This window comes from Ruegeria sp. CDSC081 (assembly GCF_059610485.1).
On the sequence record NZ_JBXWNS010000010.1, the window covers coordinates 131,688 to 144,936 of the forward strand.

Annotated in this window: 12 protein-coding genes and 1 tRNA gene; 7 read left to right on the forward strand and 6 right to left on the reverse strand. The window is 59.0% G+C overall.

Annotated elements, in window-relative coordinates; genetic code table 11:
• Positions 1-61: 61 nt before the first annotated feature.
• The gene (locus AC2FH9_RS17465; protein ID WP_496699034.1) at positions 62-1,096 is read right to left on the reverse strand and encodes a glycosyltransferase family 4 protein; all 1,035 of its coding nucleotides are present in this window, start codon (positions 1,094-1,096) and stop codon (positions 62-64) included.
• A gap of 23 nt (positions 1,097-1,119) precedes the next feature.
• The gene (locus tag AC2FH9_RS17470) at positions 1,120-2,292 is read right to left on the reverse strand and encodes an MFS transporter (protein WP_496679284.1); all 1,173 of its coding nucleotides are present in this window, start codon (positions 2,290-2,292) and stop codon (positions 1,120-1,122) included.
• A 141-nt stretch (positions 2,293-2,433) separates the two neighbouring features.
• Between AC2FH9_RS17470 and AC2FH9_RS17475 the strand changes: the two genes are divergently transcribed.
• Entirely contained in the window at positions 2,434-3,576 is a 1,143-nt protein-coding gene (locus AC2FH9_RS17475) for a DUF3095 domain-containing protein (protein WP_496872377.1), read from the forward strand.
• On the opposite strand, the gene AC2FH9_RS17480 is transcribed toward AC2FH9_RS17475, so the two are convergent.
• Together AC2FH9_RS17480 and AC2FH9_RS17485 are read right to left on the reverse strand one after the other, a co-directional pair.
• Complete coding sequence (locus AC2FH9_RS17480) at positions 3,573-4,340, reverse strand: HpcH/HpaI aldolase family protein (RefSeq protein ID WP_496699028.1); 768 nt, start codon at positions 4,338-4,340, stop codon at positions 3,573-3,575. The genes AC2FH9_RS17475 and AC2FH9_RS17480 overlap by 4 nt on opposite strands.
• Before the next feature lie 9 nt (positions 4,341-4,349).
• Complete coding sequence (locus AC2FH9_RS17485) at positions 4,350-5,762, reverse strand: pyridoxal phosphate-dependent decarboxylase family protein (protein WP_496693084.1); 1,413 nt, start codon at positions 5,760-5,762, stop codon at positions 4,350-4,352.
• 228 nt (positions 5,763-5,990) lie between these two features.
• Here AC2FH9_RS17485 and hpaR point away from each other — a divergent pair, with 228 nt between their 5' ends.
• Together hpaR and AC2FH9_RS17495 are read left to right on the forward strand one after the other, a co-directional pair.
• On the forward strand, positions 5,991-6,443 hold the full coding sequence (gene hpaR / locus AC2FH9_RS17490) for a homoprotocatechuate degradation operon regulator HpaR (RefSeq protein ID WP_142637561.1): 453 nt from the start codon (positions 5,991-5,993) through the stop codon (positions 6,441-6,443).
• A 616-nt stretch (positions 6,444-7,059) separates the two neighbouring features.
• Positions 7,060-7,758: a fumarylacetoacetate hydrolase family protein gene (locus AC2FH9_RS17495; protein ID WP_496693083.1), complete on the forward strand. Its 699-nt coding sequence runs from the start codon at positions 7,060-7,062 to the stop codon at positions 7,756-7,758.
• On the opposite strand, the gene AC2FH9_RS17500 is transcribed toward AC2FH9_RS17495, so the two are convergent.
• Both AC2FH9_RS17500 and AC2FH9_RS17505 read right to left on the reverse strand, forming a co-directional pair.
• Complete coding sequence (locus tag AC2FH9_RS17500) at positions 7,751-8,965, reverse strand: winged helix-turn-helix domain-containing protein (protein ID WP_496872378.1); 1,215 nt, start codon at positions 8,963-8,965, stop codon at positions 7,751-7,753. The two genes, AC2FH9_RS17495 and AC2FH9_RS17500, sit on opposite strands and share 8 nt — an antisense overlap.
• A 3-nt stretch (positions 8,966-8,968) precedes the next feature.
• Positions 8,969-9,994 carry a LacI family DNA-binding transcriptional regulator gene (locus AC2FH9_RS17505; RefSeq protein ID WP_142637565.1) on the reverse strand — a complete coding sequence of 342 codons (1,026 nt, stop codon included), beginning with the start codon at positions 9,992-9,994 and terminating at the stop codon, positions 8,969-8,971.
• 115 nt (positions 9,995-10,109) lie between these two features.
• Here AC2FH9_RS17505 and AC2FH9_RS17510 point away from each other — a divergent pair.
• The 4 genes from AC2FH9_RS17510 to AC2FH9_RS17525 all read left to right on the forward strand — a co-directional run bounded on the left by AC2FH9_RS17510 (position 10,110) and on the right by AC2FH9_RS17525 (position 13,189).
• Positions 10,110-10,186: transfer RNA gene (locus AC2FH9_RS17510), tRNA-Arg, on the forward strand.
• 155 nt (positions 10,187-10,341) lie between these two features.
• Positions 10,342-11,196 carry a hypothetical protein gene (locus AC2FH9_RS17515; RefSeq protein ID WP_496872380.1) on the forward strand — a complete coding sequence of 285 codons (855 nt, stop codon included), beginning with the start codon at positions 10,342-10,344 and terminating at the stop codon, positions 11,194-11,196.
• On the forward strand, positions 11,193-11,666 hold the full coding sequence (locus AC2FH9_RS17520; RefSeq protein ID WP_496872381.1) for a plasmid mobilization protein: 474 nt from the start codon (positions 11,193-11,195) through the stop codon (positions 11,664-11,666). Before AC2FH9_RS17515 ends, AC2FH9_RS17520 begins: the two co-directional genes overlap by 4 nt.
• Complete coding sequence (locus tag AC2FH9_RS17525) at positions 11,660-13,189, forward strand: relaxase family protein (protein WP_496872383.1); 1,530 nt, start codon at positions 11,660-11,662, stop codon at positions 13,187-13,189. Before AC2FH9_RS17520 ends, AC2FH9_RS17525 begins: the two co-directional genes overlap by 7 nt.
• Positions 13,190-13,249 lie beyond the last annotated feature (60 nt).

The window sequence follows — 13,249 nt, forward strand, 5'->3', positions numbered from 1 at the left end:
GAAAAAAGAGGTTTCGCGGGATATTTCCCCCAATGACACCGATTTGACGCGGTGCATCGCCTCAGGCGTCGGTCAGAAGCCGTTCATAGAGCGCCACCAAGGTCTTTGCCTCGCCGTAGATGTCGAAATTCTGTTCCACATGGACGCGGGCGGCGCTGCCGGATAGCGCCAGCGACTCGGGGTTCGACAGCATTTCAGCGGCGGCATCAGCCAGGGCGGGAATGTTCCCCGGTTCGACCACATGGCCCAGTGAGGGGTCGGTCACGATCTCTGCAAAGGCACCGACATCGGTTGCCACCACAGGCACGCCGCAGGCCATCGCCTCGAGCGGGGTCAGGCCAAAGCCTTCCCAGCGTTGCGGCGCGATGAACAAGTCCAGCACCTGGTACCACTCGGCGATCTGATCCACCGTGACCTCGGGTTTGAACAGGATGCGGTCAGACAGGCCCGCCTTGGCGACCTTGTCTTTCAGCTCGGCCAGAAAGCCGGTGTGTTTTTCGGTCGCGCGGCCCATGACGATGCCATGGACGTCTTCGAAACGGCCACAAAGGTCGATCATCGCATCGACGAAAGCATCGGTGCCTTTCTGGTGCCGGATACGGCCATAGCACCCAAGCAGCAGACCACCGGGCAGGCCGAGTTTGCCCCGCAGGGCGGCTTTGTCCGCGGGCGGGGTGAAATTCTGCAGGTTGATGCCATGCATGATGACCTGCGCGTCCCGCTCAAGATATCCGGCGGTTTTGCGCGATGTGGCGACTACCGCGTCCATTTTGTCGATCAGCCATTTGCTATAGCCCGTATGCGACCGCTGCGAGGCGCTGGTGAACAGTAGTTTCAGGCGCAGACGAAAGACATTGCGCAGGATCAGGCCCAGCAGCATCTCGGTATTGCGCCGCGCGTGCCAGACGCGCGTGGTCTTGCGCGACAGAAATGGCAGACGGCCCAGCGGGATATGGGGCAGATCGGCCGGTAGGCCCGGTCCGGTTGCGGCGATGTCGATCCATTGCACTTGCAACGGCACCAGCCGCGCGATCGTCGCGGTCACGCCGGAAAGCCTTCGCTTGAGGTTCGGTGCGATGACAACAGGGTCGGACATGGGCTCTCCCGATGGTTCCAGCGTCAGTCAACGCTGTCGCGGCTGAATAGGTAAATCACGCATCCAATGGCAAGCGTGACTGCAAAAAAGCCGAATATCGCTGTGTAGGGCGCGGTTGGACTGATGTCCACTGTCGCGGCATGGACGCGGCCGGTGACAAATTGCGCCAGACCCACTCCGCCGATGCCGAACAGATTCAACAGGGTCATGCCACGCCCGACCAGATGCGGCGGCACGAAGGCGCGGCCATGGGCCATGATGACCGGAAAGCTGGCGCCCATGAAACCGATCACCGCCATCAGACTTACTGACACCCAGACCGCCATGTCGATCCACAGGCACAACAGCCCCAGCGCCGCCGCGCCCAAGGCATTGCCGCCAAAGATCACCCATTTCCGTGTTCCCAGCAGCCGGTCCAGTGGCCCATAGGCAAAGGTGCCGGCAATCATAGCCGCCCCCATGACCAGCGTCGCGGTTCCGATCTGCGTGGTGCTGAGGGCGAAAACGTCGTTCAGATATGGACCTGCCCACAAGCCTCGTGTCGCAGCCGCGGGGGCGTAGGCCACCAGCATCAGCGGCAGGATGGCCCACAGGGCAGGTTCTTTCAGCAGGTCCAGCACTGACCCGCGATGCTCGGTCTCAACCGGTTTGGGGTCGTGAACGCTGATCCAGATGCCCGCTGCGATAATGGCCGAAACGACGGCCAGTGTAGCCATTGTGGCGCGCCAGCCCATCAGTTCGACCGCAAGTGCTGTGGGGTAGGAGGCTACCAGATTGCCGACCGACCCAACGCCCAGCATGATGGCTGCTAGCGTGGCAAAGCGGGCGGGCGGGTATTCGCGGGCAAAGATGTAATAGGATGCCATCAGAACGGGCGAGCACCCGACTCCGATCAGCCCCATCGCGACTGCGATATGAAACGGGGTGCTGGCCACTGCAAACAACGCAGCGCCGCCCGCGCCACCTGCCAGCAACAAAACCGCAGCCGTCAAACGCGGCCCGATCCGGTCCAGCGCCCAACCCACTGGCAGTTGCATGGCGGCAAAGACCAGAAACCAAAGCCCAGAGGCAAAGGCCAGATCTTCGGGCCTTGCCCCGATGTCACGCCCCAGATCGACGCTGAGCACGGCAAGAAAGGCACGAAAAAATTGGCTGAGCACATAGCCCAGACACAGAACCACCAGTCCGGTTTTCATGAGACGCCTCTTTCGCCCAACCCGCCAGCAAATGCTTGGCATGTCCCCGTGATATGTACAAGCGCGTGTGCTATGATGTTTTCAGCGGACATCGAACAAATTTGGGCTATCTGAAGGTCTATTCATATTGTCGAGGATCCAATGAAAGATGCACAGGCCGCATTTTATGACAGCCTTCCGCTGTTGCGGGACTTTAACAATCTGACCGATCCTGAACGCTTTACCGCGGTGCCGACGGAATGGGTTCTTGGTGTCGCAGATGTCGTGGATTCCACCGGTCAGATAGAGCGGGGACGATACAAGGCCGTGAACATGGTTGGGGCCGCGGTGATCTCGGCCATGATCAATGCGCTTCGCGGGCAAGAATTTCCCTATGTCTTTGGGGGTGATGGTGCCGGGTTCGCCGTACCGGCAAGCGCGGCAGAGGCAGCACGTAGCGTTCTGGCCGATTTGCGACGCTGGGCAGAAGAAGAGTTCTCGATCGCGTTGCGTGGGGCCGTCGTGCCCGTCGCCGAAATCCGGCAGGCGGGCAAGGATCTTCGGGTTGCGCGTTATGCGCCATCCGAGGGGGTGGATTATGCGATGTTCTCGGGCGGTGGTCTGGCCTGGGCCGAGGCCGAGATGAAAGCAGGCCGGTTTGAGGTTCCGTACGCAGCCCCTGGTGCGCTGCCGGATTTGACCGGGCTGTCTTGCCGTTGGTCCAACAGCAAGGCGCAGAATGGTCAGATAGTCTCGGTGGTGGTGCAGCCAACTGCCCGCGCAACCGAGACCGATTTCGCCGACCTATCACGGGCTGTTCTAGTGGCCGCTGAAGGATTGGACCGGTCCGGCCACCCGATGCCGGAAAGCGGCCCTCCGATCCGCTGGCCTCCGCCTGGTTTGGCGCTGGACGCCCATGTGTCCCGTGCGGGTCGCAATCTTTTGCTGCAGAAAATCAAGCTGTTGGCGCAGAATTTGATGATCGCACTGCTGTTCAAATCTGGAAAGAGACTGGGTAATTTCGAGCCTGGTCACTACAAGCGCACGGTCAGTCGCAATGCGGATTTCCGCAAATTCGATGACGGGCTGAAAATGACGCTGGATTGTGACCCGGCCACCCTGAACCAGATTCAGACCGTTCTTGAACAGGCCCGGAAACAGGGCAGGATCCGATACGGGCTGCACGCGCAGGATGAGGCGATGATGACCTGCTTTGTCCCCTCGGCCACCCGTGACGATCACGTCCATTTCGTCGATGGTGCCTCGGGCGGGTATGCTCAGGCGGCCTCGGCGATGCGGGCTTAGGCCTTCCACCTTGCGGCCAGGGCACGCGCCGCCTGTGTCAGCAGCATCACGTCGATCCCCACCGCCTGGAACTGGGCGCCCATGTCCTTATAGGCCTGCGATGCCTCATCCGTGACACCAAGAATGCCCGGGGCTTTGCCTGCTGCAACGATGCGTTTCATCGCGTCGGCGATCACCGCCTGGACTTCGGGCGCGGCGCTGTTTCCCTGAAAACCCATGTCAGTGGACAGGTCAGACGGACCGATAAACACGCCATCCACGCCTTCTACCTGTGCAATGGCATCCAATGCGGCGATACCGGCGCGGTTTTCCACCTGTAACAGCAGACATATCTGATCGTCTGCGGTCTGAATGTAATCCTGAACCGTTCCGTATTGCGTTGCGCGTGAGGCCATCGCGCCGACGCCTCGCACACCTTGGGGCGGATAGCGGCAGGCGCTTACCAGATCGCGCGCCTGCTGGGCACTTTCCACCATCGGTACCAGGATTGTCTGAGCACCTGCGTCCAACACCATCTTGATCAATGCGGTGTCGCCCACCGGGATTCGCACGACGGGATGTGTCGGACTGGCGGCCAGCGCGATCAGCTGATCCCGGATGGACCGGATATCATTCGGCGCGTGCTCACCGTCGATCACCAGCCAGTCGAATCCGGCAGTGCCCATGATCTCGGCTGTTACCGCCTCAGCAAAGCTGGACCAACACCCAATCAGATGGTCGCCGTTTTTCAGGGCTTGTTTGAACGTGTTGACGGGTGCGGACATGTGGAACCTCTAGTTTAGCGAGCGGGCGATTTCAGTGATCACGTCAAATGCCATTTGGACGTCTGCCTGCGTGGTCTCAAACTGACCGGCCTGAAAGCGGATCACCAAGTCGCCATCAACGCGGGTTTGAGTCAAGTAAATGCGGCCATCATCATTGATCGCATTAACCAGCCGTAGGTTCAGATCGTCCAGATCGGTTGACCCAAGGGGGGCATAGCGGAATGTCCACAATGACCACATAGGGTTGGTGGTGATTTCGAAATCGGATTCCGCCTTCAGCCGGTCATGCAGAGCCACTGACCATGTTATATGATTGCGCAACCTTTCACGTAGCCCTTCCAGACCATAGGCGCGGATGACGAACCACAGTTTCAGGGCTCGGAACCTGCGGCCCAGCGGTACCGACCATTCAGAATAATTTATGATCCCGTCCTTGCCGTGGGTCTTCAGGAATTCCGGGCTGATCGCGAGTGTCCGTACCAGATCATCGGGGTCCTTCAGAAAATGGGCGCAGCAATCGAACTGAACACCCAGCCATTTATGCGGGTTGAACACGATGCTGTCGGCTTGCTCGACTCCCTCCCAGTAATGGCGGTATTCGGGGCATATCATGGCCGAGCCAGCCCAAGCTGCATCGACATGCGAATATAGCCCGTATTTTTGCGCAATCTTCAGACATTCCTCTACTGGATCGGCCGCGCCGGTTCCGGTGCCGCCGACGCAGAGGATCACGCCGGTTGGTTGATAACCAGAGTCTAAATCGGCTTGGATTGCTGTTTCCAGCGCCTGTGGGTCCATCCCGCGCCAGTCGCCTTGTATGGGCACCCGCACCAGATTTTCCTGCCCGATCCCCGCAACCCATATGGCACGATCAACCGAGGTATGGACCTCGGCCGAGCAATATACGCGCAGCGGTTTCTGTCCGAACAACCCTTGTTGGTTGCCCTGCCAATTCAGCGCCTTTTCCCGCATGGTCAGCACAGCGGCCAGGGTCGCGGACGAGGCGGAATCCTGAATGACACCTGCAAAGCCCGTGGGCAGATCCAGGGCCTGCCGCAACCAATCCATCATCCGCGTCTCCATCTCGGTCGCGGCGGGGGATGTCTGCCACAACATGCATTGCGGAGCGATGGCGCTGGTTAGAAACTCGGCCAGAACCGACGGGGCCGAGGCGTTTGCATTAAAATAGGCAAAAAAGCGAGGATGTTGCCAATGGGTAATCCCAGGCATCACGATCTGTTCGAAATCGTGAAAGATTTCCTCCATCGCCTGGGAGCGCTCGGGAGGGCGCGCGGGTAAGGCGTTAAGAATATCACCGGGTTCCGTTCTGGCCCGAACCGGATTGTCGCCGACAGTCAGATGGTAATCCTGTGCCCACTCAGCAATCTTGGCGCCCCAATCCGAGAATTCATCCCAGTTCATTTTATCTTCCAATCTTCTCTGAACACCGCTTTCGATCCTGTGCCAGTGATGAATATCCGGGTTGAAACGTCAACGCCCTTTGCAGGAATCCAGTGGTCTGAGATTTTTCTGAACATGTTTCCGCAGAGAGAAATGGAATAATTTAGGCTCTAATAAGCGATAAATGCCTGGAATTCCAAACACGGAAAGGTCAGTTGAAGAATGAACCGAATTCGGCCAGAATTTAACATGGCTCATGAAATTCCATTGACGTCCCGGTCTTTGCCTATTGCGCTGCTGCGCGCGAGGGAACGGGTTATGGGGCCTATCCGTAGAATGCTTGTCGAAGCGGGCGTAACCGAACAGCAATGGCGAGTTCTGCGGGTGCTGGAAGAGGAAGGCCCTCAAGAGCCCACGCATATTGCTGACCGTGCCTGTCTGCTTTTGCCCAGCCTGACCCGCATTCTGCAAAAGCTTGAGGCCAAGGGCCTTGTCGTGCGGAAAAGCCATCCGGTCGACAAGCGCAGGCAGATTGTTGAGATCACGGTCAAAGGGGCAGGAATTATCCGGGATAACATCGACTATACGTTGCTTTTGGCTGAAGAAATCCGCAACACGCTGGGACCAGAGCGGCATGAGGCGTTGCTGGATCTTCTCAACGATCTGCACCAGTTGAAATTACAATCAGATTCTCGGGACTAACAGTGTGTGGGCCCCGCCAGATGGCCTTTGTGACCTCTCTGGCGGAGTGGCCAGGCCCGAGTGGACCATGTGCCTGGCCTACAGCCGGATACGAGGGGTGTTCAAACGATCCGGCAACGTTTCAGAGAACATCAGACCCCGAAAATCGGGTTTTCTCAGACGCAAACTTACCCAGGGGGATGGGTGTTTGGCCGTGGTCCTCTGAATACTCGCACCCGGATTTCAGCGATTTCTGCCGTCCACGCGGGTGTCTTCGCAAGAAGGCGGAGGATTGGTGGTCCGCCGCCTTTGTGAGTGGTGACGTCTCAGTGCTGAACGCTTTCTGTTAGCAACAAGCTAGCGCGATACAGCGGTTTTCCAAGGTTTAACGGCTAAAAACTGAATGAGCTGTCGCCGTGTTTTCAGCCGCATGTTGAAAGTAAGCCCAGCGCCATAAGTAGCCATGTCTGCGAATTTTGAAACACGCGCAGGCTTACCGGTTCGATTTGGGCAAGCCTGTGCCGAATTATCCCCGAATTGTCGGCAAAAACCGGCGTGCGGGTTTCCAAGGATTGCGACTTGCTCTGGTTTATGCCCTTTAATATCCACTTTAACTAACCTGTTTTATGGCGGCATGATGATGGGTAGCCTGTTCTCTATTCCTGATCCGATCGCTTTGCCGGTTACCGGCGAGGACGACACATACCCGGTTGGGCGAATCTTTTGTGTGGGCAGGAACTATGCCGCACATGCGGCTGAAATGGGACATGAGGTCGACCGTGAGGCCCCTTTCTATTTCACCAAGGCCGCTGCAAACGCGGTCCTGTCTGGGGTGACGACGGCTTACCCTCCGGGGACCGAAAATTTCCACCATGAGATGGAGCTGGCTGTTGCAATCGGAAAGCCGGTTTTTCAAGCTGATACTTCTCAGGTGCAGGAAGCGGTGTTTGGCTTTGGCTGCGCCCTGGACATGACCCGACGTGATCTGCAAATTCGAGAGCGCAACAAACAGCGCCCTTGGGATCTTGGAAAAGATTTCGAGAATGCAGCCGTATTTGCCCCTCTGACCCGCGTGAGCGATTGGCAACCCGACCCGCAAAAACGCATCATTTTGCGCGTTAATGGCGAAACCCGGCAGGACGCAACCTTGGATGAGCTGATCTGGTCGATTGACGAGATCATAAGTCACTTGTCCGGCTATTATCATCTGCGACCAGGGGACTTGATCCTGACCGGAACGCCGGCTGGTGTAGGGCCGGTTCAGCCCGGAGATTCACTCGAGGGTGAGATTGACGGGTTGCAGCCGGTCAAATTGAGTATATCAGATCCTAAATAGGGTCTTTTTGCCAAATCTCGGCAAATTCTATGTCATCCAACCCGGCAAAGCGACGAACCCGGTCCAGTTCGGCCTGTAGGCGGCGCGTGCGGGCATCTGACCACCGTACTGCACGTTCTGGCCATAGGGCGCTGACCCGCAGCACCGACTGATCGCGATGGGCCTTCATGTCGATCCGGCCAATCAGCCGGTCGCCTTCGAGAAGCGGGAAAACATAATAGCCATAGGTGCGTTTCGGGGCGGGGACAAACACCTCGATCCGGTAGTGAAACCCAAACAGCCGTTGCGCGCGGTCACGGTCCCGCAGCATCGGGTCAAACGGGCTGAGCACTCTGATCCGACCCGGCGCAGGGGCGATCTGCGCGGCCTGTTCCGCGATTCCTGGACGTGCGAACAGCTTTCTGGCCTGGCCATTGGCACATTCGATCTCGATCTCTTCGACATGGCCCTCGGCGAGGGCTGTTTTGCACCAATCTCGGGCCTCAGCCGCGCTGACCGTATCCCAGAATGCCGCCAATTCGCCCGAGGTCGCAAACCCCAGCCGGTCAAGCGCTGCATTGCACAGCCAATCCACGGTCTGTTCGGCGTCACAGGGCATGTTGCCGGGGCAAAGATGCGTTTCAATCACCCGTTCGGTCAGGTCATAGCGTTTCTGAAACCCCTGCCTGCCGATCACGGTCAGCGCGCCTGAGCGCCACAGGAACTCCAGCGCGGTTTTCGACGGGTGCCAATCCCACCATCCGCCGGAGCCTTTCTTTTCGTCTTTTCCCACATCCGACGAGGAAACTGGCCCATGATCGCGTATATGCTGCAATACGGTTTCAAATTGCTGCTCAAACCCATCGCGACGCCAGTTTTTCCAGCGCGATTTCAGCAGGTCAGCGTCGCGCTGAAACCGTAGATGCCAATGGGGGTAGAACTCCATCGGAATAACGGCTGCGTCATGGGTCCAGTGTTCGAACAGCCCACGGTCACGTTCGTAGACATGTTTGAGGTTTTTGGCGCGATAGGCGGGCCTGCGCGAAAACAGGATCATGTCATGGGCGCGGGCGACCGTGTTGATACTGTCCAGCTGAACAAATCCCAGACGCCTGATCAATTCAAGCAGGTCAGGCCCTTTCGCAGCCCCGGACGGCTGTTCTGCCAGCGCGTGCCGGTCCATGAACAGGGCGCGGGCCGCCCGATTGTTCAGCCTTTGCATCGCCATGGGTCAGCGGCGTTTCAGCGTATCACCATAACTGATCTTGGGGGTCAGAGTTATGCGGTTTTCGACCTCGGAAGTGGGATCGGAAAGCTGAACGGCGATTATCTCGGCTGCCTTGCGCCCAATCTCGTGTCGACATGCATCCATTGTGGCCAGCTTGCGCGGCAGGCCCTGTAACAGTTCGACATTGTTGAACCCTGCCAAACCGATCTGGCCTGGAATGTCTATCCCCTGGTCCAACAGATACAGCAATCCACCAGCACCAATCATGTCGTTGGAATAATACAGGAAATCCAGATCCGGTGAGCGTTCCAACATGGCTTGAGTCATCTCGCGGCCTTTGGCCAAGGCCGAGCCCCCGGAATAAAACTCGCGGTCTTCGATCTCGATCCCATGCTTGCCCAGCACTTCGGTAAAGCCTTCGAACCGTTTCCGAGCGCGGTGATCCAGGGGCATTTTGGTGCCCATAAAGCCGATATGTTCATAGCCCGCTTTCAGGATCGCCTGTGCCATCTCACGTCCAGCGCGGCGATGGGAAATCCCGACCATCGCGTCCACCGGCTTACCATCGGTGTCCATGATCTCGACCACCGGAATCCCCGCCGAATCCAGCATGGCGCGTGCGGCATCGGTATGTTCCAATCCGGCGATGATCACGCCCGAAGGCCGCCACGAGAGCATCTCGTACAGGACTTTTTCCTCTTTTTCGGGCAAATAATCGGTGACGCCGACCACTGGCTGTAGCTCGGTATCCTCAAGAATCTGATTGATCCCGGTCAGCACCTCGGGGAACACCATGTTCGACAGCGACGGGATGATCACCGCCACAAGGTTCACCCGGCTTGAGGCAAGCGCACCAGCGATTTTGTTCGGCACGTATCCCAGCTCTTTTGCTGCGGCCAGAACGCGTGTGCGGGTCGCATCCGACACGTCACCCCGATTGCGCAGAACCCGGCTGACCGTCATCTCAGACACTCCGGACGCTTCAGAAACATCACGAAGGGTGAGCGGGCGTTTGTTTTCTGTGGTCACGGGGTGCACCTGCGTTGTTGTTTTGTCCGATGGTAGCGTGAACAGGACGCATTTTACAACTGCCCTTCAAAGCCGATGACAACCCGAAAAAACCACGCTACAGAGAGTTTTGCGCGGCCCCGTGGCTCAACTGGATAGAGCAGCCCCCTCCTAAGGGGCAGGTTATTGGTTCGAATCCAATCGGGGTCACCAAAAACACCTTTAAAATATGGCTTATTTACAGGGCTTTGTGCAGGAGCTTGCAGAAAGTCCCGTGAGTTTTCGGGCCGAATTCTGCTGAAACGGCGGAAATCTCGTACAAAACCTGTACAAAATCCGCGCGTCTTTGCGCCATTTGGGGCCATCCAATGAGCTGGCGGGTTGCGAACACATGCGCGGAACGGAAGTTTGGCAGCGCAACGCGCAAGCAGATCATCATGTTTCTGGCGGACAAGGCGAGCGATGATGGGTCTGGCATCTGGTGTTCCAAGGGAACGATTCAGCGGCACACCGAGCTGGGAGAGACCACAGTCAAGCGAGCCGTGCGCGCGTTCTTGAAGGAAGGCATCCTCGTCGAGACCGGCGCGCGGACCTGCAAGAACGGTTTCACCGTCGTCTACCGGATCGATCTAGCCAAGGTTGATGCGCTGGAACCGACCGCAGAACCCGAGATTGAGACGGGGTCCACAGTGGCCCCCGTCCAGTCTGGCCCCGGTACGGGGGCCACTGTGGCCGGGGTACCGGGGCCACCACGGCCCCCAAACCATCCTGAAACCATCCATAAACCACCTACGCGCAAGCGCGAGGCGGCGGAGGATGAAGATGTTGAGAAGATTTTGGATGCCTATCCGCCTGACCGGCTACGCGGCAGAGCGGCCTGCTTAGCCAAGATCGAAGAGGCCATGAAGGAAGGGATTGCACCGGCGGACTTGTTGCAGGCGGTCCAAGCCTACGCCACCGAGAGCGCAGGTTTCACCCGCTCCAAGGTCTGCTTTTCCGATAACTGGTTCCAGTCGCGGCGCTGGCGGACCTATGTTGAGAAGCAGGCAGAAGACCGCGAAAAGACGACAGCATTGCAAGCCGATCACCATGCGCGGCTGGCCTGTTGGGTCAGTGATCGCAGCCCGATGTGCAAGCATATCACTGGCACTCAAGTGACGGCTTTGCTTGCGTCGAAGATGGTTTCCGAAGCCCAAATCCAAGCCGCAGGCCTCAGATCATGACCGCTACCGATCCCACCGAAGAGCAAACAGCAAGGCGACCCATGTCATACGCTGGCGCTGCTGACACGGGACCTTGCGAGGGGCGGCAAGCCTCCCCTTCGAACCCCACCGGTGCGGGAAAAGCCCGCACCAAAGGCCCGCTGACCGAGACTTTCGTCTTTCGGTGCACTGCGGCAGAGAAGGCCCAGTTTCGCGCAAAGGCCGAGGCCGCTGGCTTGCCTTCCGCGACCCTGCTGCGCGAGGCGCTTGGCCTGACCGAGGCCCGTCGCCGCAAGCCCATCCCCCGCGTTGATCCGGCGCTGGTGTTGGCCGTTGGGCGCATTGGCGGCAACCTCAACCAGATTGCCCGCTGGCTGAACCGTGCGATGCTGGCGCGGCGCACCGACCTCGACGCGCTCACCGTTGCCCGCCGCTTGCTGACCATCGAGCGCCAGCTTGCCCAGATCATCGCGGCGTCCCGCCGATGCTGATCAAGTTATTCCGCAACGGCAAAGGCGCGGGCGCGGGGCCAGTTGGCTACCTCGTCGCAGACAAGGTGCTGGCCTACGACGACAACCGCGACTTGATCCGCGATGCAGACGGCCAGCCGATGACCGTCACGCGGGAGCCTTTGCCTGAGGTCCTGCGCGGCAATTCCGACCGCACCGAGGCCCTGATCGACGCCAGCCGCCACCAGTGGACCTACCGCGCGGGCGTGATCAGTTTTGCCACCGCCGACGCCCCAACCGAGGAACAGCAGGCCGAGGTCATGGACGGTTTTGAGCGGCTGGCCTTCGCGGGGCTGGACCCGACGCAATATGAGGTGCTTTGGGTCCGACATACCCACGAAGACCGCGTCGAGCTTCATTTCTGCACACCGCGCTTGGAGCTGACCTCGGGGCGGAGCCTGAACATCGCGCCGCCCGGCTATCAGAACGCCTTCGACAGTCTGCGCGACGTGATGAATCAGCGCCACGGCTGGGCCGATCCGATGGAGCTGGAGCGCACCCAGGAGGTGCGCGACACCATCGAGACCCCGACACGCGCCCAAGGCCGCGACGAGCTGCATGCGTGGCTGCAAGACCAGATCAGCGTCGGCCTGATCACCGACCGCGCCAGCATGCTCGACGCACTTACCGACGCTGGCTTCGACATCCCGCGCGCGAGCAAAGCCTACCTAACCGCCCAAGACCCCGACACCGGCGAGCGCTGGCGATTGAAAGGAGAAATTTTCTATGAAGACTGGCAAGCCGACCCGGCTGAGCGAGAAGCTGAACGCGGAACTGGACACGATTCGGCAGGACTACGCCGCCTCGATGGCATCGCAATTGGAGAGCTTCAGGACCGATTTGAGCAACATTGCGACCATCGCGCAGCGTACAATCGAGATCGATACCCGCACCTTTCTGCGACAGAACAAGAGCTGGCTGACGATTTCGCCCTGGCTGATCACGGGGACGTTCTTGGCGGGGATCGCCTCGATGATGGCCGCGAGCTTGCTTTGGACGCTGATGCTAGCCAGCACGGAACTGACGGATTTGGGCCTGACGCGGATCGACAGGGAGGACGGGATATGGCTGGTGCTGGACCCGACCAAGACGCGGCTGAGGACCTGCACACTGGGCGGCAGGTCAGTGACCTGCATCAAGATCGAGGAGGATTAGATGACGACACCCCTGACAGCCTTGGAACGCGACTTGCTCGCCTGCGTCGAGCGGTTGGTGACGGCCTGCGAGGTCTCAGCAAAGGAATTGAGCGGGTTAGAGGAACGTTCGACGAACAGGATGAAGAGCCAGATGGATGGATTGGCCGCCTGCGTGTCGGTGCTCATTCAATCGCAAACGGCGTCCGTGGCTGCGTTGCACGGCTTGTTGAGCGAGGGCTCGAACTACGGGAGGCTGCGCACGCAACTCGAGACCAGCTTGAAATTAGTGAAAGCCGCCGAGGAGAGGCTGAGACAGAGCTAGAGACGCGGGAGGTCGAGATGGACCGGGGGATGTCGCATGGGCTCTAATGTAACGCTTCTAGGTAACATGGAGCAAGTTTGGTTCCCATTCAGTCAGTTATGGTCTTT

Bases quoted from the DNA above. Each gene is read 5' to 3' on its own strand.
- AC2FH9_RS17470 (WP_496679284.1), bottom strand. From the start codon at position 2,292: ATGAAAACCGGACTGGTGGTTCTGTGTCTGGGCTATGTGCTCAGCCAA.
- hpaR (WP_142637561.1), top strand. From the start codon at position 5,991: ATGGCTCATGAAATTCCATTGACGTCCCGGTCTTTGCCTATTGCGCTG.
- AC2FH9_RS17515 (WP_496872380.1), top strand. From the start codon at position 10,342: ATGAGCTGGCGGGTTGCGAACACATGCGCGGAACGGAAGTTTGGCAGC.
- AC2FH9_RS17485 (WP_496693084.1), bottom strand. From the start codon at position 5,762: ATGAACTGGGATGAATTCTCGGATTGGGGCGCCAAGATTGCTGAGTGG.
- AC2FH9_RS17525 (WP_496872383.1), top strand. From the start codon at position 11,660: ATGCTGATCAAGTTATTCCGCAACGGCAAAGGCGCGGGCGCGGGGCCA.
- AC2FH9_RS17495 (WP_496693083.1), top strand. From the start codon at position 7,060: ATGATGGGTAGCCTGTTCTCTATTCCTGATCCGATCGCTTTGCCGGTT.
- AC2FH9_RS17520 (WP_496872381.1), top strand. From the start codon at position 11,193: ATGACCGCTACCGATCCCACCGAAGAGCAAACAGCAAGGCGACCCATG.
- AC2FH9_RS17480 (WP_496699028.1), bottom strand. From the start codon at position 4,340: ATGTCCGCACCCGTCAACACGTTCAAACAAGCCCTGAAAAACGGCGAC.
- AC2FH9_RS17475 (WP_496872377.1), top strand. From the start codon at position 2,434: ATGAAAGATGCACAGGCCGCATTTTATGACAGCCTTCCGCTGTTGCGG.
- AC2FH9_RS17500 (WP_496872378.1), bottom strand. From the start codon at position 8,965: ATGGCGATGCAAAGGCTGAACAATCGGGCGGCCCGCGCCCTGTTCATG.
- AC2FH9_RS17465 (WP_496699034.1), bottom strand. From the start codon at position 1,096: ATGTCCGACCCTGTTGTCATCGCACCGAACCTCAAGCGAAGGCTTTCC.